Below are 21,857 nucleotides of genomic sequence, written 5' to 3' on the forward strand. Positions count from 1 at the left end.
ATTGGCCGGACAGGTGCAAAGAAAAACGCCCGCGACTTTCGTCACGGGCGCATCTTCGAGATCGTGGCCGACAGGATCAGCGGCGCAGGCCCAGCTTGGCGATCAGGGCGGTATAGCGGGCTTCTTCCTTGCCTTTCAGATAGTCCAGCAGCTTGCGGCGCTGCGCAACCATCATCAGCAGACCACGACGCGAGTGGTTGTCTTTCTTGTGGGTCTTGAAATGCTCGGTCAGCGTGGCGATGCGCGACGACAGAATCGCCACCTGCACCTCGGGCGAGCCAGTGTCGCCTTCCTTGGTGCCGAATTCCTTGATGACGCGGTTCTTTTCCTCAACAGTGATCGACATCGGGGTCTCCTTTTCAGATCAAAGGGTTATGGCGCAGGCCGGGATGTCGTCCAGCACAGGCCCGTGGAGTGTCCGCCAAGGCTGCGCCCCGACGGATGAGCGCCTATAGATGATCGGTGCGGCAAAGGCAACAATCGTGACGTGCGGTCAGGTGTTTTGCGGCACGATCAGGATATCCCCGACCCTCAGCCCGCCATCCTGCAACAGCCGTGCCACCGCGTGACCGTCCACGCGCAGCAGCAGCGTGCCATCGGTGTCGCGATGCAGATCGACCACGGCGGTCTCGGCCATGTCGTCGGGCAGGTGCAGTTCGATCCGGTCCTCGGCGGCGTCGAAATCGGCAATGATCGGCGCTTCGGTCATGCCATCGCGCAGCACGAACAGATCGGCGCCCGCCTGACCCTCGGCGAAATCGCCCGAGCCGGGATGCAGCGTGTCGTCGCCCTCGCCTCCGTGCAGCCAGTTCATCCGCGGGCCGTCATGGCCGATCAGCACATCGTTGCCGCGCCCGCCATCCAGATCGTTCATGCCATTGGGACCGGCGATCAGCACATCATCGCCGTCATGGCCCGACAGCCAGTCATTGCCGCGACCGCCGATCAGGGTGTCATTGCCCTCTCCGCCCAGCAGGGTGTCGTCGCCGGACCCGCCGTGCAGAAAGTCGTCGCCGCCCTGACCGGCCAGCGAATCATTTCCCGCGCCGCCCCAGATGACATCGTCGCCGCCCGGACCATAGACGCCATCGCCCTGCACCCAGTCGTCGCCATCCCCGGCCCGGATGGTATCATTGCCCAGGCCGCCGCGAATGTCGTCATGCCCCGCGCCACCCCGGATCAGGTCGTCGCCATCGCCACCATGCAGCAGATCATCGCCGCCGGTGCCCAGAAGGGTCAGGCCCCCGGTGTCGGGATCGGGCATGATCGGAGGCAGCAAGGGCAGGTCATCCGGCGGCGGCTCATCGCTGTCCTGATCGGATCCACCGGACAGATCCGCCGTCAGGCCTGCCATCAGCAGGGTCAGCAAACTGGAAAAGAGCAACATGCCACACGATCCCGAACAAGCGGCGCCCACGGGGCCCGCAACGCAGGATATCGCAGCCGCGCCGCGTTAACGAAACACTTTGTTAATAAAAGGTTAATGATATCGGCGGGGCAGGGCGCCCGGTCCGGAGCAGGGACGTATGAAAAAACCCGCCGTTTCGGGCGGGTCGCTTCGTTCTCAATGTCGATCTGTCAGGATCGCGCCGGTTCAGCCCTGACGGGCCTTGAAGCGGCGGTTCGTCTTGTTGATGACATAGATGCGGCCCTTGCGGCGCACGACCTGACAATCACGGTGCCGGCTCTTGAGCGAGCGGAGCGAATTGCGAACCTTCATCGGTCTTCTCCATCGTCGCGGCTCGCAGCCGCAGGAAAACGAAATGCCCCCGACAATCCGGCCGGGGGCGGCGAATAAATGGTGGGCGGTACTGGGATCGAACCAGTGGCCACTACGATGTCAACGTAGTGCTCTACCGCTGAGCTAACCGCCCGTCCTTGTGATTCTGTCAGCGTTTCCTGTGGTTGCGCCGGGTCAGAACCCCTTGGTCCGCGTGTCTATATAGTCCTGTTCCGACGGTTTCAAGGCCTATTGGAGATGTCTTTTTTTAAGCTATATAGAATATCATCTCCGGCTGACGGGACGAGACATTGACTGCCCCAGACCTGCCCGTAATTCTGACGCGCCCGAAGCATTGGGCCAGCGGCGTGATCTTCGGCTCGCCCCATTCCGGCAACTGTTATCCCGACTGGTTCATGGCGGAAACCAGCCTTCCGGTGCAGCTGTTGCGCAGTTCCGAGGACGCTTTCGTCGATCGCCTGATCGCCTCGGCGCCAGAGTTTGGCGCGGCGACGATCTGTGCGCAGGTGCCGCGCTGCATCGTCGATCTGAACCGCAGCCCGGACGAGATCGACCCGCAGGTGGTGCGCGGCACGCCGCGCCATCCGCAGAATCAGCGCACTCTGGCCGGGCTGGGGGTGATTCCGCGCGTGGTTTCCCATGGGCGGCAGATCCTGAACCGCCCCATCGACCGGGCCGAGGCCGAGCGGCGGCTGAACGCCTATTGGCACCCCTATCATCAGACGCTGTCATCGCTGATCGCCGAGGCGAAGGCGCGTTTCGGCCATGCGGTCCTGATCGACATGCATTCGATGCCGCGCGAGGCGCTGTCGCATCTGCATGGCCAGCGCCCCGAGATGGTGCTGGGCAACCGCCACGGCCTGTCCGCCGCCGCCCGCGTCACCGATTCCGTCATCGAGGCGGTCGAGGCCGGGGGCTGGATCCTGCGCCGCAACTCTCCGTTTTCGGGGGCCTATATCACGCAGGCCTATGGGCGGCCCTGCCAGAACGTCCATGTCCTGCAACTGGAAATCGACCGCTCTCTCTATATGGACGAGGCGACGATCCGGCTGCGCCCGGATTTCCCGAATTTTGCGCAAAAAATGCAACAACTTGTCCGAAAGTTATCGGTGCTGGACGCCAGCGGCAGCGGGGGAAGGCGCATCGCTGCCGAATAGCTGGGCCATTTTCGTATTTTCATTATCCGAAATTTAACGGCTATGCGGCACACATGCCCGCAAGAAGGAGTTGAGCGATGGATGACCTGACTTATGCGGTGACCGATCTTCTGGGCAGGAACCTTGCGCTGATCGTTCTGGCGGTGGTGATCTTTTTCGCGGTCAGTTCCGCCGTCCGCATCGTGCCTCAGTCAGAGAAATTCGTGGTCGAACGGTTCGGCCGCCTGCGCGCCGTCCTTGGGCCGGGGATCAATTTCATCGTCCCGTTCCTTGACCGCGTGGCGCATCGGATCTCGGTTCTGGAACGGCAATTGCCCACCAACAGCCAGGATGCCATCACCGCCGACAACGTGCTGGTCGAGGTCGAAACCAGTGTTTTTTATCGTATCATCGAGCCGGAAAAGACCGTCTATCGCATTCGCGATGTCGATGCCGCCATCGCCACCACCGTCGCCGGGATCGTGCGCTCGGAAATCGGCACGATGGAGCTGGATCAGGTTCAGTCGAACCGCGCCCCGCTGATCGGCCGGATCCGCGAATCGCTGGCCAATGTGGTCGATGACTGGGGGATCGAGGTGACGCGGGCCGAGATTCTGGACGTGAATCTGGATGACGCCACCCGCGCCGCGATGCTGCAACAGCTGAATGCCGAGCGCGCCCGCCGCGCGCAGGTGACCGAGGCCGAGGGCAAGCGCCGCGCCGTCGAACTGGCCGCCGATGGTGATCTCTATGCCGCCGAGCAACAGGCCAAGGCCCGGCGGGTTCTGGCCGAGGCCGAGGCTTTCGCGACCACCACAATCGCCGAGGCCATCGCCAAGAACGGGCTGGAGGCCGCGCAATATCAGGTGGCGCTGAAACAGGTCGAGGCGCTGTCGCAGGTGGCACAAGGCGACGGCAAGCAGACGGTGATCCTGCCGGCTGCGGCGCTGGACGCCTTCACCGACGCCTTCGGGCTGATGAAAGGGCGGGGCTGATGCTGAACGGCTGGTATTGGCTGATCGCCTCGCTGATTCTGGCGGCGCTGGAACTGGCGGCACCGGGCTGGATCTTTCTGGGCATCGCCGGGGCCGTCGCGGTGATGGGGCTGGCGTTGTTGTCGGGTCTGTGGACCGCGGGGCTGCCGTTGACGCTGGTCGTTGCCGCGATCCTGTCGGGCGTGATCTGGCTGCTGCTGCGCCGCCTGATCGGTGTGCGCGAGGGGCAGGTCCGCATCTGGGACCGCGACATCAACGACAACTGATGCCCCAGCGGCCATTTCACGGCGCGAAGCTGCTGCTGATGAATCACGGGCGGATGCTGACGCTGTTGCGGGACGATCTGGCACATATCCCCTTTCCCGCCCATTGGGACCTGCCCGGTGGCGGGCGCGAGGGGGATGAGCTGCCCGTGACCTGCGCCCTGCGCGAACTGTCCGAGGAACTGGGCCTGCATTTTCCATCGACGCGCGTGCAGGGCAGGGCGTTCCCCTCGCATCAAGACCCCGGCATGGTCTCATGGCTGTTCACCGGCATGATTTCAAAGGCCGAAATCGCGCGGATCAGGCTGGGCGACGAAGGGCAGGAATGGCGGATGATGGCGGTTGCGGACTATCTGTGCCACCCGCGCGCCATCCCGCATTTTCAGGGATGGATCCGGGCGCTCCTGTGATGGCTGCGGTGGGTGACGCCGCGCATCGGTTTTCCTTTTCAAACAGCCATATTTGCTGTAAAGCCGCCCAATCTGTGACGTGAGGCCCGGCCCCGGGGCACATGCAAAGGATAAGGGGGCGGCGGCAATGGGGCCGCCATATGACATGGGACGGCCGGAGGGCCGGCGCGTCCTCAGAGGAAATCAGATGTTTGATGAAGTGAAGAAATCCATCCAGTGGGGTCAGGAAACCCTGACGCTGGAAACGGGCAAGGTTGCCCGTCAGGCCGACGGCTCGGTTGTTGCCACTTTGGGCGAAACCAGCGTCATGGCCAACGTGACCTTCGCCAAGGAACCCAAGCCCGGTCAGGACTTTTTCCCGCTGACCGTGCATTATCAGGAAAAATACTATGCTGCGGGCAAGGTGCCCGGCGGCTTTTTCAAGCGCGAGGCGCGCCCGACCGAAAAAGAGACGCTGACCGCGCGTCTGATCGACCGTCCCTGCCGCCCGCTGTTCGCCCCCGGCTTCAAGCATGAAGTGCTGGTGATGTGCACCGTTCTGAGCCACGATCTGGTCAACGATCCCGATATCGTCGCCATGATCGCCGCTTCGGCTGCGCTGACCATTTCGGGCGTGCCCTTCATGGGCCCGATCGGCGCCGCGCGGGTCGGTTTCGCGCATGGCCAATATGTGCTGAACCCCGAAATCGCGGATATGGATCAGCTGCGGGGCAACCCCGAGCAGCGTCTGGATCTGGTCGTCGCCGGCACCAAGGACGCCGTGATGATGGTCGAATCGGAAGCCTATGAGCTGACCGAGGAAGAGATGCTGGGCGCGGTGAAATTCGGCCACGAGCAGATGCAGCCGGTCATCGACCTGATCATCGACCTGGCCGAAGCCGCCGCGAAAGAGCCGTTCAACTTCCAGTCGCCCGATTACAGCGCGCTTTATGCCCGCGTGAAATCGCTGGGTGAGGCCGATATGCGCGCCGCCTATGCCATCCGCGACAAGGGTGAGCGTCGCGATGCCATCGACGTCGCCAAGGCGAAGGTCATCGAAGGTCTGACCGAAGAGGAACTGGCCGACGCGAATCTGGGCTCGGCGCTGAAAAAGCTGGAATCGGGCATCCTGCGCGGTGACATCATCAATGGCGGTGCCCGCATCGACGGTCGCGACAACAAGACCGTCCGCGCCATCGACAGCGAAGTCGGCATCCTGCCGCGCACCCACGGCTCGTCGCTGTTCACCCGTGGCGAGACTCAGGCGCTGGTCGTGACCACGCTGGGCACCGGCGATGACGAACAGATCATCGACGCGCTGCACGGCAATTTCCGGTCGAACTTCCTGCTGCACTACAACTTCCCCCCCTATTCGGTGGGCGAGGTCGGTCGTGTCGGCAGCCCCGGCCGTCGCGAAATCGGCCATGGCAAGCTGGCATGGCGTGCGTTGCAGGCGGTGCTGCCCGCCGCGACAGATTTCCCCTATACCATCCGCGTCGTGTCCGAGATCACCGAATCGAACGGCTCAAGCTCGATGGCCTCGGTCTGCGGCGGTTCGCTGTCGATGATGGATGCGGGCGTGCCGCTGAAGGCGCCGGTTGCCGGTGTCGCGATGGGTCTGATCCTGGAAGACGACGGCCGCTATGCGGTGCTGACCGACATTCTGGGTGACGAGGATCACCTGGGCGACATGGACTTCAAGGTGGCCGGAACCGCCGAGGGGATCACCTCGCTGCAGATGGACATCAAGGTCGCGGGCATCACGCCCGAGATCATGGAGCAGGCGCTGGCGCAGGCCAAGGACGGCCGGATGCATATCCTGTCCGAGATGTCGCATGCCCTGACCGAAGGCCGCCGCGAGTTTTCCGCCCATGCCCCGCGCATCGAAACGATGCAGATCCCGACCGACAAGATCCGCGAAGTGATCGGCTCGGGCGGCAAGGTGATCCGCGAGATCGTGGAGACCTCGGGCGCGAAGGTCGATATCAGCGACGACGGCACCATCAAGATCGCCTCGGCCAATGCCGATTCGATCAACAAGGCCTATGACATGATATATTCGATCGTGGCCGAGCCGGAAGAGGGCAAGGTCTATACCGGCAAGGTCGTCAAGCTGGTCGATTTCGGCGCCTTCGTGAACTTCTTCGGCAAGCGCGACGGGCTGGTCCATGTGTCCCAGATCGCCAACAAGCGTCTGGGCCATCCGAACGAGCTGCTGAAGGAAGGCCAGGAGGTGAAGGTCAAGCTGCTGGGCTTCGACGACCGTGGCAAGGTGCGCCTTGGCATGAAGATGGTCGATCAGGAGACCGGCGAGGAAATCACCGAGAAGAAAGAGGAATCGGCCGAAGGCTGATTGCTATTGCCAAATCGCAGAAAATGCCCCCAATCCTTGGGGGCATTTTTCATGGAGGCCATGCGTGGCTGAACTTGCGTCGTTCTGGGTTGGTGATCGGCTTGGGCCGATCGAAATCGCCAGCCTGCGGTCGTTTCTGCGTCAGGGCGATCATGTCACGGTTTACTCACCCGCACCGATGGAAGGGCTGCCCGAGGGCGTCCTTTGGCGCGATGCCTCGGAAATCATGCCCTGCGACCGGATCATCCGGCATCGCAGGACACAAAGCCCGGCGCTGCATTCCGACCTGTTCCGCTATCAACTGTTGGCGAAAACAGACCAGATCTGGGTCGATCTGGACATGATCGCCCTGCGTCCCTTCGAGTTCGGAAGCGAATGGGTGTTCGGCCATGAAACCCCGCAAGAGGTGAACGGCGCGGTGCTGCATCTGCCCCGACAGTCGGAAACACTGCGCAAGCTGCTGCTTCTGACACCCGAAACGCGTGGCCTGCCGCCATTCCTGACCGGGATGCGCCGTGCGAAATACTGGCTGCGCAGCTTCGGACGGGGGTTGCCGCTTGATCGTTGGCCTTGGGGCGGGATCGGGCCGCGCGCTTTGACCTATTACCTGAAGCAGACCGGAGAAATGTCCCATGCGCTTCCGGTTTCGGCCTTCTATTTCGTTCCCATGCAGGAGGCTGCGCGTTTTGTTGAGCCGGGCGGTATAAGGCGTGCCGATCTGCCGCAGGACGCATGGGCGGTCCATCTATGGGGCAAGCAGTTGCGGCAGGCGATGGCCGCATATCATTCGGGCCAGGTTCCGCGCGGCAGCTTTCTGGACCTTGCCCTGCGTGAGGAGCTTTGATGAAACTTCCCGTCTATCTGATCAACCTCGACGGTTCGGACGAGCGGTTGCAGGAAGCCAGCGCCCAGCTTGAGGCGGCGGGCATCGGGTTTCAGCGCGTTCCCGCCTTCGACGGGCGCAAGCTGCGGATCGAGGAGTTTCCCGATTACGACGCCAAGGGCGCGCGGTCCTATATGGGGCGTCCGCTGCGGGGTGGTGAAATCGGTTGCTATCTCAGCCATCTGGAGTGCGCATGCCGGTTTCTGGAAAGCGACGCGCCGGTCTGCCTCGTTCTGGAAGACGACATGAAGCTGCAGGAAGGTTTCGCCGGGGGGGTCGAGACCGTGATCGACTGGTTCGCCCGCAGCGGCGAGGATTGGGATATCGTCAATATCGGCGCGAACCGCCACAAGATCTATTCGCCGATGTTCGGCTTCGACGCCGGGGGGCGGCATTACGAACTGACCCACGCCCATTACTTCCCCATGACCACGACCGGGCTGATCTGGTCGCGGACGGGGGCAGACGCGTTTCTGCGCGAACACCACCGCATTTTCGCGCCCGTGGACAATTATATGCGCCATTGGCAGACGCGGCGAAACCGGGGCTGGGCGGTCTGGCCCGCGCTGGTCACGACCACCGGGGTGGACAGCGTGATTACCCCGGCCACGGGGCCGAGGCGGCAGGTCGGCGACAGGCATCCGCTCTATGGGTTGATAAAGCAGCGCCGCCTGATGCTGGACAAGCTGATTGCGTGGTATCACAAGCGCCGCCGGGCAGCGCGAAAGCCGTCATGACAAAGGCTACGTTTCCCGCTTCGCCTTCTCGCACAGGAACCTTGGCACGGCGCGTATAGGGCACGTCTGTTCAGCTTGCCGCGCTCTTCTGCGCGACATCACGCCTAACCCGGAAACGCGGCCTTGCCGATGGGCGGGTGAAGGCAAAGGCTTGGGGCAGTTCAACGATTGTTCCGGGTTTCATGTTTCAGAATATCCAGATCCTGCGGGCCGTGGCGGCGGTGATGGTGGTGATCTTTCATGTCGTGCTGTGGTTGCCGCGCGATGCCGCGTCAGAGTCGATGCTGTTCAGGCTTTTTTCCGAATGGGGAAAAAGCGGCGTGGATCTGTTCTTCGTGATATCGGGCTTTGTCATCATGCTGTCGCAGGCGCGCCAGCCGCGTCCCTTCGGCGCCTTCATGCGCAATCGGGTGCTGCGGATCGTGCCGCTCTATTGGCTGGTGACGGCGCTGTTTCTGCTGCTGGCGGCACTGCGCCAGATTGTCCATGCCGAGGCGATGCCGCAGCCGGGTCATGCGGCGCTGTCCTTGGCGATGATCAGCTGGCTGGCCGCGGCCGAGATGCCGGTGGTTTTCGTCGGCTGGACGCTGGAATACGAGATGCTGTTCTATCTGCTGTTCGCGGGGGTCTGCCTGCGGGTGCCGCTGCGGCATGTGGTCTGGGTGCTGGGTGGCCTGCTGGCGATGGCCGTCTGGCTGGGGCTGGTCGAGCAGATGGTGCTGGAATTCGTGCTGGGTATGCTGATCGCGCAGGCGCGGCTGCTGTTTTACCGTATTCCTGCGCCCTGGCTGCTGTTCGCGGCGGGCTGCGCGCTGTTCATGCTGCCCGCCTTTCAGTCCGTCACAGGGCCGCGTCTGCTGCATCTGGGTCTGCCCGCTGCGATGATCGTGGCCGGGCTGGCCTTCATGTCGCAATGGCGCAGCCGTGTCGGGTCATATCTGGGTGCGGCGTCCTATTCGATTTATCTGGGGCAGGCGCTGGCGATTCCGATCATGCAGCGGGTGGTGCTGGTGGTCCTGCCCGATGCGCCGTTCGATCTGCAGGCGGGGCTGATCACGTTGCTGGCGGTGCTGGCGGGATGCGCGCTGTATTCGCTGATCGAGCGGCCATTGAGCGTCTGGCTGAAAGGTCCTGCCCGGCAAGCGGCCACGGTCGGACGCGTGCAGCGATGAAAAAGGCCGCGCCGGATGGGGCGCGGCCTTATGGGATCAGGCCGGATCCTTGGCGTAACGCAGATAGGGCAGCTTGATGTTCAGGGGGCCGTATTTTTCCTCGGCCGCCTTGTCATCCAGTGCCAATGCGACGATCACATCCTCTCCGGGCGTCCAGTTCACCGGCGTCGCCAGCGGCACGCCATCGGTTTTCTGCACCGCGTCGAGGGCGCGCAGGATTTCCGCAAAGTTGCGACCGACCGACATCGGATAGGTCATCGTCAGGCGCACCTTTTTGTCCGGCCCGATGATGAAGACGCTGCGCACCGTGGCCGTATGGGCGGGCGTGCGGCCCTCGGTCGGCAGATAATAGTCGGCGGGCAGCATGTCATAGGCCTTGGCCACGATCAGGTCGCTGTCGTCGATCATGGCGAAATTCGCGGGCGTGCCGGCGACGGCTTCGATGTCGCGCTTCCATTTCTGGTGATCGTCCACCGAATCGACCGACACGCCAACAACCTTGGTGCCGCGCTTTTCGAACTCCGGGACCAGCTGCGCGACGGCGCCGAATTCCGTGGTGCAGACCGGGGTGAAATCGCGGGGATGGCTGAAGATCACGGCATAGCTGTCGCCCAGCCACTCGTGAAAGCGGATCTCTCCCTCGGTGGAATTGGCGGTGAAATCCGGGGCGTTGTCATTGATACGCAGGGACATGGCGCGCGTCCTTTCGGTTGGTTGATCTTGGGTCTCAACATAGGTCGCCGCCGCGGAATTGCCAGACAATCCCTGCACACGTCCGGAGAAGTTTCTGCCAAATTTCGCGCCCGGGCAGTGCTTGCAGTCCCGGCCGTCCGGTGCCACCTTCGGTCAAACCTGAAATCGGAGGACAAGATGGCGGGACTGCTGGACAAGCGCAAATTCTATATCGACGGTGCATGGGTGGACCCGATCAAGCCCCATGACCTGGAGGTGATCGACCCCTCGACCGAGGAACCGGTGGCCGTGATCAGTCTGGGCGATCAGGCCGATACCGATGCCGCCGTCGCGGCGGCCAAGGCGGCATTTCCGGCATGGTCGGCAACCCCGGCTGCCGAGCGGCTGGCCTATGCTGAGAAGATCCTGGAAATCTACAAGCGCCGGGCGCCGGACATGGGGGCGGCAATCAGCGCCGAGATGGGGGCGCCACAGGATCTTGCGCTTGGCGATCAGACCGGTGCCGGCGTCTATCACATCAGCAATTTCATCACGGCCTTCCGCGATTTCGAATTCATCCGCCCGCTTGGCGATCATGCGCCCTCGACCATGATCGCGTGGGAACCCGTGGGTGTCGTCGGCCTGATCACGCCGTGGAACTGGCCGATGAATCAGGTGACGCTGAAGGTCATTCCGGCGATCCTTGCGGGCAATACCTGTGTGTTGAAGCCGTCCGAGATCGCGCCACTGTCGTCGATCGTGTGGACCGAGATCATGGATGAGGCCGGGCTGCCCAAGGGCGTCTATAACATGGTCAATGGCGACGGTGCGGGCGTCGGCACGCAGCTGTCGGTCCATCCCGACGTGGACATGATCAGTTTTACTGGCTCGACCCGAGCTGGCACGGCGATTACCAAGGCAGCCGCCGATACGCAGAAGAAGGTCGTGCTGGAACTGGGCGGCAAGGGGGCCAATCTGGTCTTTGCCGATGCCGACGATCAGGCGGTGATCCGGGGTGCGCGGCATTGCTTCAACAACAGCGGCCAGTCCTGCAACGCGCCCACCCGGATGCTGGTCGAGCGTTCGGTCTATGACCGCGCGGTCGAGACGGCGGCGAAGGTCGCGGATGAAACGGCTGTCGCCACCGCGCATCAGCCGGGCAGGCATATCGGGCCGGTCGTGTCGAAACAGCAATGGGACAAGATCCAGGACCTGATCCAGCAGGGTATCGACGAGGGCGCGCGTCTGGTCGCCGGAGGCACCGGCCTGCCCGAGGGCGTCAATCGCGGCTATTTCGTGCGCCCGACGGTCTTTGCCGATGTGAACAACGACATGACCATCGCCCGGCAAGAGATCTTCGGCCCGGTCCTGTCGATCATCCCCTTCGACACCGAGGAAGAGGCGGTCGAAATCGCCAATGACACGGTTTACGGCCTGACCAACTATGTCCAGTCTCAGGATGGCGCGCGCCGCAACCGTCTGGCGCGGCAATTGCGCGCCGGGATGATCGAGATGAATGGCGAATCCCGCGGGGCAGGGTCGGCCTTTGGCGGCGTCAAGGCCTCGGGTCGGGCGCGTGAAGGCGGGCTGTGGGGGATCGAGGAATTCATGGATTCCAAGTTCATCTCGGGCTGGGACCGCAACGCCTGAAGGCTGTACAAGGGCGCGGGGAACAACCTCGCGCCCTTGATGCGATATAGGTCGCATTTGATCCATTAACTTGTTTTTGCAGGCATTCGGCCTGACATTCGCTTCGGTTTTATCAAATCGGAGTGGTGTCATGGCCGCTGGAAAGGGCTCTTCCGGGGCCACGATCATCATCAAGCGTGGCGGGCTGGCTCCCGAGGCGGCCCATCACGGCGGTGCATGGAAGGTCGCCTATGCGGATTTCGTGACCGCGATGATGGCGTTCTTCCTGCTGATGTGGCTGCTGAACGCGACCACGGAAGCGCAGCGGCAGGGGCTGGCGGAATATTTCAATCCGACCATCGTTCACCGCCCCGGCGCCTCGGGCGAGGGGGTCGAGCAGGGGGCGCGGCAGGCGGTTCAGCAACTGACCCCCGACAGCTTCAAGCAGGCCGATTTCGAACGTCTGGCCCAACAGGTTCAGGATCATCTGACCGGCACCGGCGCGGAATCGATGCAGATGGCCAATCTGCTGCGTCATGTGGTGACCCGCATGACGGACGAGGGGCTGGTGATCGAACTGACCGATCTGGCCGAACAGCCATTGTTTGTCGAGGATACGTCGCAACCGCAACCCGCGCTGAGAGAACTTTCCGCCATCCTGACCCGCGCGCTGGGGCATGTCCGCAACGACATCGCGCTGTCCGGCTATGTGCGCGGCTATCCTGAAATGCTGGTCGCCTCGCCGGTCTGGGCGCTGTCGGATGCCCGCGCGCATGAGGTGCGCAAGTTGCTGGAACGGTCGGGTCTGGACCCGCAACGGGTGCAGCGCGTCAGCGGCCACGCCGACCGCAGGCTTCGCAGCACGAACCCGATGGATCCCGCCAACAACCGGATCGAGTTGATCCTTCTGCGATAGGGCAAAGAAATTTCGGCGATTAGGCGAATCTTAAACTGTCATCCGGATACTGGGCTGAAGCTCAGCCAATGAAAGGCCCCAAAGATGTCCATGTCCTCTGCCATGAATGCCGGTGTTGCCGGGCTAGCGGCACATTCGACCAAGCTGGCCACGATCTCGGACAATATCGCGAATTCGGGCACCAACGGCTACAAGCGGATGGAGACCGAGTTCGACTCGATCGTTCTCAACCAGCATCGTGCCAGCGGCCATTACGCGGCAGGCGGTGTCCGCACCACCACCAAACGTATCGTGACCGAGGATGGGGCGCTGATCACGACCACCAATCCTCTGGATCTTTCCATTGACGGGCGCGGCATGCTGCCGGTGACCTCGGCCGTCGATCTGGATAACAATTTCGAAACCCTGCCGATGATGATGACCCGCACCGGATCGTTCCGGCCCGACGATTCGGGTATCCTGCGGACAGCTTCGGGGCTGGTGCTTCTGGGCTGGCCTGCGCAATCGGATGGTACGGTGCCGATCATGCCGCGCGATACGATGGGTACGCTGGAACCGATCCAGCTCTCGCCCAGTCAGACGGTGGGTGATCCGACCACGCGCATCTCGATGGGGATCACCTTGCCCGCCGCACATACCCGCCCGGATGCGACGGGCGATTCCCTGCCATTGAAGATCGAATATTTCGGCAATCTCGGCACCTCTGAATCGCTGAGCATGACCTTCATTCCAGAGACGGGCAATCCGATCGGCATGTCGAATACCTGGGTGATGGAAGTCAGGGATTCGGCTTCGGATCCGGCCAATAACCTGATCGGCTCCTACCGGATCCAGTTTGATGACAGCCAGGCGAATGGCGGCAGCATCGCCGACGTGGAGGTTCTTTCCGGTGGGGCTTATGACGCTGCTTCGGGGACGTTGAACCTGCAGGTCGCGGGCGGCCCGCTCAGCCTTGTGATCGGATCACCGGGTGCGACTACGGGAATGCGGCAATTGTCGGCAAGCTTCTCGCCCGCGCCGATCTCGAAGAACGGCTCGCCTGTGGGCAATCTCGTCACTGTCGAGGTCGATGAGGATGGCTTCCTCCGGGCGACTTATGACACGGGTTTCGTCAAGACGCTGTATCAGATCCCGTTGGTCGATGTGCCGAACCCCGATGGATTGCTGGCATTGGACGCGCAGACTTTCAAGATTTCGCCGGAATCCGGCAGCCTGTTCATGTGGGATGCGGGCGATGGTCCGACCGGTGCGGTGATGGGCTATGCGCTTGAAGCATCGACAACCGATATCGCCTATGAGCTGACGCAGATGATCACCACTCAAAGGGCCTATTCATCGAATGCCAAGGTGATCCAGACCGTCGATGAAATGCTGCAGGAAACGACGAATATCAAACGGTAACGAGTTTTAACGGCCTAAGAGGATGCATGGATGAGTATCGCAAGAGCCCTTTCAAACGCAGTGTCCGGTCTGGCCGCTGTTTCGCGAGGGACCGAAACGGTTGCCGCCAACCTCGCCAATCTTGCCACTCCCGGCTATGCAAGGCGTGATGTCGCCCTGTCCCCTCTGGGGTTCGGGGCAAATAGCGGCGGCGTTCGGGTCAACGGCATCATGCGCATCGTCGATGCCGGGATACTGGGCGAAACCCGCCTGACCGAAGCCGCCCGATCCAATGCGGCGATCCATTCGGGCTTTGCTGCTGAAATGGAAGCGGTTGTGGGTGTGCCGGGGAATGCCGACAGCCTCGCCAGCAAGCTGACCGACCTGCAATCTGCGCTGGTTTCCGCCAGTACCCGCCCAGAAGACGAGGTGCGTTTGCAAATCGCTGTTTCGGCAGCGGAGAAACTGGCGGACAAGTTGAATGAGATCAGTAACACGATACAGGCGGCCCGAACCGCAGCTGACAATGCCATAGCTGCCGATGTTGAGGTCCTGAATGGCAGCCTTGACCGGGTTGCGGACTTGAACCGGCGCATTGCGACGATTTCCGCCAAAGGCGCTGATCCATCTTCGCTGATGGATCAGCGCCAGCAGGTCATTGATCAGATCGCGCGGATCGTCCCGGTTCAGGAGGTTGTCAGGGACAATGGTCACGTTGCCTTGTTTACGACCGAAGGCGCGGTTCTTCTTGACGGCAGCCAGCCCAATCATCTGACATTTCAGCCCTCCGGCTCCCTGACTCCGGAGATGAGCGTCGGGACGCCGCCCGTCGGCATCCTTCAGCAGGACGGAAGAGAACTGACCGCTGGTGGTATGGGCCTGTTCGTCGGCGGCTCTCTCGCGGCCAGTTTTGCTGTACGAGACGAGTTTGCCCCGCAGATGCAGGTCGAGATCGACACTATTGCGCTTGAGCTGCACGATCGATTTGCGTTGAGCACCACCGATCCGACGCTAGATCCAGGTGAGCCGGGATTGTTTACCGATGCAGGCGGTTCCGCGTCATTGGCCACGTTGACCGGGCTGTCGGGGCGCATCACCATAAACGAGACCGTGCAGGATGCGCTGTGGCGACTCCGTGCGGGGATAGGTGCCGACAACCCCGGTCCTATCGCGGACAGTGCTCAACTGCTCCGTCTCAGCAACTCTCTCACGGCCGTGCTCGCACCTCCAAACAGCGGGGCTTTCAACGGAAATACGACCCTTGCTGCGCGCTTTTCCCAGTTAGAAGCAATGACGGTATCACGCCGAGTCGCGTCCGAGGCAGATACTGCAATTCAGAATGCGCGCCACGAACGGATAACATCAACCTTCCTGTCTCAGGGGGTTGATAGCGATTTCGAGATGCAGCGCCTGTTGCAGTACGAGCAAGCCTATGCCGCCAATGCACGTGTAATCCAAGCCATTGATGAAATGATGCAAAGCATCCTGAGGTTGTAACAATGTCTGTTTTTTCTATAGGTGATCAGGCACGGTCATACGCATTGCAATCATCGGTGCGCAGTATGAAGAAAACGCTCGATGTTCTGGGCGTTGTTGCAGAAGTCAGTGTGTGAGCGCAGTTTTCCCTTTCCGCGTTGAGTTCATGCCACGCGTTTGATCTCGGCGGATCCGAGGGCATTGAAGCGGTTCATGAGGGCGATGCGGATATGGATTTCGGCGGTCTGGCGGTCCGGGTCTCGTGATGAGATGCGTTCACCGAAGGCCTTGAGGCAGCGCATCCTTGCCTCGATCCTGCTTCGGACGTGATAACCTGACCAGCGCTTCCATATGGCCCTGCCCAAGCGCTGGGTTGCCCGGAGGATCTCGTTGCGCGCCCTGGCTGCGGGGCAATCCTCCTTCCAGAGACGGCCATTCCTCCGGATCGGGATGATAGCGGTGCCGCCTCGATCCAGGATCGCGGTGTGGCAGCGTCGGGTGTCAAAGGCACCGTCGCCGGTGACGGTGCCGATCTGTTCATCCTCTGGGATCTGGTTGAGCAGGTCGGGCAGAACAGGGCTGTCGCCTTCACGGCTTGAGGTGAATTCGACGGCGCGGATGTCACCTGTAGCCGTGTCCATCGCCAGATGAACCTTACGATATTGGCGTCGGCGATGCGGGCCATGCTTGCGGGCAAGCCATTCCCCATCACCAAGAAACTTGATCCCGGTGCTGTCCACCAGCAGGTTCAGCGGCCCCGGCGCACGGCGGCTCGTGATCTGAACCGTGATGCGCTTCTGCCTGCGGCTCAGGGTCGAGAAATCGGGCACCCGCCAGTCGAGCCCGGCCATCGAAAGGATGCTCGCCACCATCCCTGTCGTTTGCCGGAGAGGCAGGCCGAACAGAACCTTCACCATCAAGCAGAACTGGATCGCGGCATCAGAGAAGACCGGCGGCCGACCATTGCATCCGGATTTGGGTGCGCGCCAAACCATGTCCTTGTCCAGCCAGATCAGAAGGGACCCGCGCCGCTTCAAGGCATCGTTGTAGGACTTCCAGTTCATCGTGCGGTAGCGGGTGGGCTCAGGCTTGCTCATACTCGCCCCTTAGCCCACTGGATTCGCAGTGTGAATCCCTCAGAAAACGGAGTTCTGCAACAACGCCACTTCAAGGCCGCAGGATATGTCGCAGGTTAAAACAGAAATGATTTAGGTGCAGGCATGTCCGTGATGGTTCCTCGATTCATGATCAAATGCCGATGCCTTGCGCGACATCGTGCGCGACTATGCGCTGGAGATCACCCATTCGGATTCCGGGTTCATGCGCGACACCCGCTTGTCGGTGCGGGGAACCTTGACGGAGGTGATCGCGACGCCAAGACCGACCGAGCCGGTGGAGAAGTCCACATCGTCCACGTCCTTGGTCCGCGACGGGTAGGATTGCACCCCGCCATAACCGCGAAAATTCTCCATCCGCTCCCGGTCAAGATTGCCCATCAGATACTGGATGGCATGGAACACCGGCGAGGTGTGCGGCTTGACCGCCACCCGGTCCTCGGGCCGCAGCGCCGAGAAGTAGAGCGCGGTCAGGATCGAGACCATCGAGGCCGAAAACGCCTGGTGCCCGCCGATCTTGATGCCGTCCAATTTGGGTCGGACATGATTGGCGTTGTGGATCATCCAGTGCGAGAGCCACAGCAGGCGCTGCTCGATGGTCTTCAGGTGGGCGTCGGTCACGGCAGTTCCTCTCCTCTTTCGGTCTTTCCGGCTCAGCAGTCTTCCGCGCCGGTCTTGGCGCGGCCCGCCGCAAGCATGGCCTCGCCGATGGTTCTGCTCCCCAGGTCGTTCAGGGCATGACCGGCGCCCTCGATGTCCCGGACCTCCTTGTTCTGGCTGAGCTTGGCCTTGCCCACGAGGCGGATGATCCCGATCTCGATCCCGACGATGGCTTTCAGCATCATTTCGGTATAGTCGCGCGGCGCATCGCCCATCTTCCACGGGACCGGCTGCGATGCCTCATGAGTCCTGGTCAGCAGGGCGACGTTGCGGCGCACGAAAGGCTCGTCATCCCGGATCGTCACCCGGCCATAGGCATGGGCGACAAGGTAGTTCCAGCTCGGCACCTGCTTATGGAACTGGTGCTTGCTGGGATACCACTGTGGGGAGATATAGGCGTCCGCGGCGCGGAAGACGACGAGCACCTCGTCTCCGTCGCTCAAATCCTGCCAGAGCGGATTGTTGCGGGCGACGTGGCAGGCCAGCGTGCCGTGTTCGCCCTGACCGCGGGCCAGGTGGAAAGGAATGTGGTTCGCGTCGAGGCCGCTTTTCCCGTTCGAGAACAGGATGCCGAGTGGGTTTTTCTCGATCAGATTGAACAGAACCTCGGGGCGGGATTCATCGAAATGGGGAGGAACATACATGATCTCACCTGGCGGATAGGCGTGGTAGGGACAGGCCGCCCCCGGGGATTGCCTGCGGCGGCCGCTCGTTCTGCCGAAAGATTGCCCGAATACTGGCGTGGCAGAAAGAACCAGTTGCGCGGAAAACACCCATTCCAGTTGGCTGCACTTTCCAGCTCCCGTCGACTGGTGAAGCGGTCGGGGGCCGGACATGGTTTTACGCCAGTCCGTCCAGAGCCTGGGTCAGGTCGTCGATGATGTCCTGAGGATGCTCCAGTCCGACCGATACGCGCAGCAGCCCCGCCGGCGCCATCGACTTCGGCCCCTCCACCGAGGCGCGATGCTCGATCAGGGAATGCGCCCCGCCGAGGCTGGTGGCCCGGACGATCAGGCGCAGCCGGCCGGCGACGGCCATCGCCGCCTCGGCCCCGCCCGCGACGATGAAGGAGAGCATGGCACCGTAACCGCTCATCTGGCGGGTGGCAAGCGCATGACCGGGATCATCCGGCAGGCCGGGGAACAGCACCTGTTTCACATGCCGATGCGCGTTCAGGGCATCAGCCACCTTGCGCGCGCCCTCGCAATGGGCCTCCATCCGCAGCGGCAGGGTTTGCAGCCCGCGCAACGCCAACCAGCAGTCGAACGGGGCCGCCACGCTGCCCTTGTGCCGCTGGATCATCCGCAGCGGCCGCTCCAGCGGCGAGCCTTCGGGAGTGACGACGACACCCGCCATCAGGTCGGAATGGCCGCCGATGTATTTCGTGGCCGAGTGCATGACCGCATCCGCGCCGAATTCCAGCGGGCGCTGGAGCACCGGCGTCGCCCAGGTATTGTCGACCACGGCCAGCGCCCCGGCCTCATTGGCGATCTGGCAGGCGGCGGCAATATCGACAACCCGGATCAACGGGTTGGAGGGGGTTTCGATCCAGACCAGGCCCGTATCCGCCCCGGTCACCGCGGTGTGCAGCGCATCCAGATCGCGCATGTCGACCGGCACGAAGTCGAAGCGGCGCCCAATGTCGGTCTCGTCCATCAGCGAGCGGATACCGAAATACATGTCATCCGGCACGACGATACGGCCCCTTGAGGGATGCCCCTCGATCACCGCCGAGATCGCCGCCATGCCGGAGGAAAAAGCGATGGCCTGATGCCCGCCTTCAAGGGCAGCCATCGCGGCCTCGAAGGCGTTGCGCGTCGGGTTGGCGTCGCGGGTGTACTCGAACCCCGACGGGAAGGCGCCGTCGGCCCCACGCTCGAAGGTCGTGCTGGTGTGAAGGGGGATCGAGACGGCTCCGGTCGAAGGATCGACGCCGCGCCCGATATGGATCGCTTTGGTCTGAAGACGCATTGGTAAGCTCGATGCCGTGGGGGTTGGCGCCGAAGGATTGCAGCCTGTTGCGCCGGTCATTATAGTGACCATATCCGGACCAGCGATAAAGTCAATATAATGACCGACACGACACTCCTTGCCGATGCCGAGCGGGAACTGGGCCTGACGCTGGCCTCGCATATCCGGGACATCCGGCAGAGGCAGAAGCTGAGCCTAGACGGCCTGGCCCGGCGCAGCGGGTTGTCGAAGGGCACCGTGGTCGCCCTCGAACAGGGCAAGGCCAACCCGAGCATCGGCATCCTGTGCCGGCTGGCTGCGGCCTTCTCGCTCTCGGTCACCGACCTGCTGGGTGATCCGCCCACTGGCGTCTCGGACAGCCCGATCGAGCGGACGGCTTCCAAGACCCTTTGGGAGAGCGCCGGCGGCAGCTTTGCGCGGCTGCACGCCTCTACCTCGGGCCGCACCATGTTCGAGTTGTGGTCGTGGAGGCTGATGCCGGGCGACGTGTTTCATTCGGATGCGCACAGCCCGGATACGCGCGAGCTGATTACTGTCGTGGAAGGCCGCCTTCAGATCACCGTCGGCAGCGAGACGCTGGTCCTCGCCGCGGGAGAAAGCGCGCGGCTCGTCACGGATCAGGCCCATTCCTACGCCGCCGCGGCGGACCAGCCTGCCGTCTTTAACATGTCCGTCTTGGAGCGTGGGGCAGCTTTGGGCTGAAACCGCCCTCGACCGCATAGTTGTTGAATCGGGTCAGATCACGCCGGAAATGATGAGAATTGCCGCTGCGAACAGGACGCCGACCACCACCATGGCGAAGGGCAGCATCACGCGATACATCTCGCGCTCGCGTCCGGGTGTTCCGGCCAGTCCGCAGACGATCGACATGCGGACCGGCCCGACCATGTTCAGCGAGAGCGCCGCAGCATGTTGCAGGGCGATGACCGCGGGGACGCTGAACCCCGCCTCGACCGCCAGGCTGACCTGGGAGGCCATGAACAAGCCGTTCGCCGCGTTTCCGCTGTTCGCCAGCGCGCCGAATACGGCCGAGAGCTGCGGTGTCAGAAGGATGGCCCAGTCCCCCATGGCTGCGAAGATCCCGACAGCCAGGCCATTCGCGATGCCCGAGCCGGACAGGAGTTCGGCCATCATCGAGAAGATGATGATGGACAAGACGGCGAGCTTTCCGGGTTTTCCAGGCGGTGCGGATCTCGGGTCCCAATGCCCGGGTGTGGGGTACCGTGCGCAGAGCCACGATCAGCGCCAGTCCGAGGCCGATGATCGAGGCTGCCAGTGTTCCCGCCTTGCCGGTGGCGATGACTCCGATGACGGCAAGCGCAGGCAGGGTCCAGATCAGGTATTGCAAGGTCTTTCCATTCTTGCCGTCGATTATCGAAAGGGGACCGGCGAGATGGAAAAGCCCTGTCCTGACATCCGCTTCATGGCGCTGACCGATCCGGGCGCGGGACCGGTCGGAAGCCTGGCTTACTTCGCCATGCCGGCCGGGAGACCGCGCAGCACGGCCGCTATGTCCTGTTTCCCCGCTTCGCAGACAGGCAGGATGGGGCGCGGCGGTTCCGCGTCGGAAAGCCCGAGCTGCCGGATGATCTCGTAGACCGTGCGCTGGCTGGTATATTTGCGGAACAGGCCCCAGACCGGCGCAAGCGCGGTATCGAGCCTCTGCGCCTCCACGAGGTCTTCCGCTTGGGCGGCTCGGGTGATGGCCAGACAGACCTTCGGGAGGGTTCCACCCAGCACACCATACCAGCAGTCGGCGCCGACCATCAGGGCCGTGGGGCAACACCAGTCGTCGCTGTAGCCGATGGAAAAGCCATCCGCCGTTCCCGACCGCTGATCCCGCAAATGCCGGACCATCTCGCCCTCGGGCGGCGGATTCTTGATGCCGACGATCCCCGGTACGCGCGACAGGCGAGACACCAGCTCGGGCATGAACGTGAAATGCGTGGTGCCGGGATTGTCATAGATGCAGATCGGCAGCCCGCTTTCCCGCGCCACCGCCGAGAAATGCTCGAACACCTCGTCCTGGCTCAGAGGCGCATAGGACACCGGAGAGAGCAGGCCGACCGCGGCTCCCATGGCCTTGGCATCCTGCGCGAGGCGGGCCGCATCACCGGTGCGCAGGGCGCCGACGCCGACCACCAACGGGGTCTTGCCGCATTGTTCCTGGGCGGCCTCCATTGCCCGACGCCGCTCCTCGCGGGTCAGATACATGTAGATGCCGGTGCTGCCCAGAAGGCCGATGGAGTCGACCCCCGCCGCCGTGAGCCGGTCGATCAGCCGGCGCTGCGCCACGGTATCGACGCGGCCCGCGGCATCGGCTGGAGTGATCGGAAAGGCGGAAAGCCCTTTGAGCGGGGACATGATCT

At 62.8% G+C, this 21,857-nt stretch carries 22 protein-coding genes, 1 tRNA gene and 1 pseudogene; 13 read left to right on the forward strand and 11 right to left on the reverse strand.

What is annotated here, in order from left to right; all coding sequences use genetic code 11:
• Positions 1–76: 76 nt before the first annotated feature.
• The 4 genes from rpsO to JHW40_RS07960 form a co-directional block, all read right to left on the reverse strand.
• On the reverse strand, positions 77–346 hold the full coding sequence (gene rpsO / locus JHW40_RS07945; RefSeq protein WP_090611665.1) for a 30S ribosomal protein S15: 270 nt from the start codon (positions 344–346) through the stop codon (positions 77–79).
• 147 nt (positions 347–493) lie between these two features.
• On the reverse strand, positions 494–1,387 hold the full coding sequence (locus JHW40_RS07950; protein ID WP_244519169.1) for a calcium-binding protein: 894 nt from the start codon (positions 1,385–1,387) through the stop codon (positions 494–496).
• 207 nt (positions 1,388–1,594) lie between these two features.
• Positions 1,595–1,720 (reverse strand): type B 50S ribosomal protein L36, encoded by a 126-nt coding sequence (gene ykgO / locus JHW40_RS07955; protein WP_042245282.1) that lies wholly within the window; start codon positions 1,718–1,720, stop codon positions 1,595–1,597.
• 79 nt (positions 1,721–1,799) lie between these two features.
• A tRNA-Val gene (locus tag JHW40_RS07960) sits at positions 1,800–1,874 on the reverse strand.
• Positions 1,875–2,031: 157 nt separating this feature from the next.
• Here JHW40_RS07960 and JHW40_RS07965 point away from each other — a divergent pair.
• The 8 genes from JHW40_RS07965 to JHW40_RS08000 all read left to right on the forward strand — a co-directional run bounded on the left by JHW40_RS07965 (position 2,032) and on the right by JHW40_RS08000 (position 9,669).
• Positions 2,032–2,898, forward strand: coding sequence for an N-formylglutamate amidohydrolase (locus JHW40_RS07965; protein WP_244519168.1), 867 nt, complete (start codon positions 2,032–2,034; stop codon positions 2,896–2,898).
• A 77-nt stretch (positions 2,899–2,975) separates the two neighbouring features.
• Positions 2,976–3,872, forward strand: coding sequence for an SPFH domain-containing protein (locus JHW40_RS07970; protein WP_090611664.1), 897 nt, complete (start codon positions 2,976–2,978; stop codon positions 3,870–3,872).
• Positions 3,872–4,138, forward strand: a complete 267-nt coding sequence (locus JHW40_RS07975) for a hypothetical protein (protein ID WP_090611662.1) — start codon at positions 3,872–3,874, stop codon at positions 4,136–4,138. The genes JHW40_RS07970 and JHW40_RS07975 overlap by 1 nt, the downstream gene beginning before the upstream one ends.
• Positions 4,138–4,545, forward strand: a complete 408-nt coding sequence (locus JHW40_RS07980) for an NUDIX hydrolase (RefSeq protein ID WP_090611661.1) — start codon at positions 4,138–4,140, stop codon at positions 4,543–4,545. Before JHW40_RS07975 ends, JHW40_RS07980 begins: the two co-directional genes overlap by 1 nt.
• Positions 4,546–4,732: 187 nt before the next feature.
• Positions 4,733–6,877 carry a polyribonucleotide nucleotidyltransferase gene (pnp, locus tag JHW40_RS07985; RefSeq protein ID WP_090611658.1) on the forward strand — a complete coding sequence of 715 codons (2,145 nt, stop codon included), beginning with the start codon at positions 4,733–4,735 and terminating at the stop codon, positions 6,875–6,877.
• Positions 6,878–6,941: 64 nt separating this feature from the next.
• A complete protein-coding gene (locus JHW40_RS07990) occupies positions 6,942–7,721 on the forward strand; it encodes a glycosyltransferase family 32 protein (protein ID WP_090611657.1) in 780 nt (259 codons plus the stop codon).
• On the forward strand, positions 7,721–8,497 hold the full coding sequence (locus JHW40_RS07995) for a glycosyltransferase family 25 protein (RefSeq protein WP_090611654.1): 777 nt from the start codon (positions 7,721–7,723) through the stop codon (positions 8,495–8,497). The genes JHW40_RS07990 and JHW40_RS07995 overlap by 1 nt, the downstream gene beginning before the upstream one ends.
• A gap of 182 nt (positions 8,498–8,679) precedes the next feature.
• A complete protein-coding gene (locus tag JHW40_RS08000; RefSeq protein WP_090611652.1) occupies positions 8,680–9,669 on the forward strand; it encodes an acyltransferase family protein in 990 nt (329 codons plus the stop codon).
• A 36-nt stretch (positions 9,670–9,705) separates the two neighbouring features.
• Here the strand turns inward: JHW40_RS08000 and JHW40_RS08005 are convergent, their stop codons facing one another.
• Entirely contained in the window at positions 9,706–10,362 is a 657-nt protein-coding gene (locus JHW40_RS08005) for a redoxin domain-containing protein (RefSeq protein ID WP_090611649.1), read from the reverse strand.
• 186 nt (positions 10,363–10,548) lie between these two features.
• Here JHW40_RS08005 and JHW40_RS08010 point away from each other — a divergent pair, with 186 nt between their 5' ends.
• From JHW40_RS08010 to flgK, 4 genes are all read left to right on the forward strand, one after another.
• Positions 10,549–11,991: an aldehyde dehydrogenase family protein gene (locus JHW40_RS08010; protein ID WP_170851799.1), complete on the forward strand. Its 1,443-nt coding sequence runs from the start codon at positions 10,549–10,551 to the stop codon at positions 11,989–11,991.
• A gap of 130 nt (positions 11,992–12,121) precedes the next feature.
• Positions 12,122–12,886: a flagellar motor protein MotB gene (locus tag JHW40_RS08015; RefSeq protein WP_090611645.1), complete on the forward strand. Its 765-nt coding sequence runs from the start codon at positions 12,122–12,124 to the stop codon at positions 12,884–12,886.
• Positions 12,887–12,970: 84 nt separating this feature from the next.
• Positions 12,971–14,287 carry a flagellar hook protein FlgE gene (locus tag JHW40_RS08020; RefSeq protein WP_090611642.1) on the forward strand — a complete coding sequence of 439 codons (1,317 nt, stop codon included), beginning with the start codon at positions 12,971–12,973 and terminating at the stop codon, positions 14,285–14,287.
• 30 nt (positions 14,288–14,317) lie between these two features.
• Entirely contained in the window at positions 14,318–15,763 is a 1,446-nt protein-coding gene (gene flgK, locus JHW40_RS08025) for a flagellar hook-associated protein FlgK (protein WP_090611641.1), read from the forward strand.
• Between the two features lie 143 nt (positions 15,764–15,906).
• Here the strand turns inward: flgK and JHW40_RS08030 are convergent, their stop codons facing one another.
• From JHW40_RS08030 to JHW40_RS08045, 4 genes and pseudogenes are all read right to left on the reverse strand, one after another.
• Positions 15,907–16,839 (reverse strand): IS5-like element ISPpa3 family transposase, encoded by a 933-nt coding sequence (locus tag JHW40_RS08030; protein WP_026155396.1) that lies wholly within the window; start codon positions 16,837–16,839, stop codon positions 15,907–15,909.
• A 261-nt stretch (positions 16,840–17,100) separates the two neighbouring features.
• A pseudogene (locus tag JHW40_RS08035) lies at positions 17,101–17,421 on the reverse strand (transketolase); the annotation flags it as partial.
• Between the two features lie 89 nt (positions 17,422–17,510).
• Positions 17,511–18,161 carry an FMN-binding negative transcriptional regulator gene (locus JHW40_RS08040; protein ID WP_090617413.1) on the reverse strand — a complete coding sequence of 217 codons (651 nt, stop codon included), beginning with the start codon at positions 18,159–18,161 and terminating at the stop codon, positions 17,511–17,513.
• Positions 18,162–18,357: 196 nt separating this feature from the next.
• Positions 18,358–19,488 carry a trans-sulfuration enzyme family protein gene (locus tag JHW40_RS08045; protein WP_090617414.1) on the reverse strand — a complete coding sequence of 377 codons (1,131 nt, stop codon included), beginning with the start codon at positions 19,486–19,488 and terminating at the stop codon, positions 18,358–18,360.
• 99 nt (positions 19,489–19,587) lie between these two features.
• Here JHW40_RS08045 and JHW40_RS08050 point away from each other — a divergent pair, with 99 nt between their 5' ends.
• Complete coding sequence (locus JHW40_RS08050) at positions 19,588–20,190, forward strand: helix-turn-helix domain-containing protein (RefSeq protein ID WP_090617416.1); 603 nt, start codon at positions 19,588–19,590, stop codon at positions 20,188–20,190.
• 33 nt (positions 20,191–20,223) lie between these two features.
• Here the strand turns inward: JHW40_RS08050 and JHW40_RS08055 are convergent, their stop codons facing one another.
• Together JHW40_RS08055 and JHW40_RS08060 are read right to left on the reverse strand one after the other, a co-directional pair.
• The gene (locus JHW40_RS08055) at positions 20,224–20,643 is read right to left on the reverse strand and encodes an L-lactate permease (RefSeq protein WP_090617418.1); all 420 of its coding nucleotides are present in this window, start codon (positions 20,641–20,643) and stop codon (positions 20,224–20,226) included.
• A gap of 312 nt (positions 20,644–20,955) precedes the next feature.
• Positions 20,956–21,852: a dihydrodipicolinate synthase family protein gene (locus JHW40_RS08060; RefSeq protein WP_090617421.1), complete on the reverse strand. Its 897-nt coding sequence runs from the start codon at positions 21,850–21,852 to the stop codon at positions 20,956–20,958.
• Between the last annotated feature and the right edge of the window lie 5 nt (positions 21,853–21,857).

The organism is Paracoccus alcaliphilus (genome assembly GCF_028553725.1).
In the GTDB taxonomy this organism is placed as follows: domain Bacteria; phylum Pseudomonadota; class Alphaproteobacteria; order Rhodobacterales; family Rhodobacteraceae; genus Paracoccus; species Paracoccus alcaliphilus.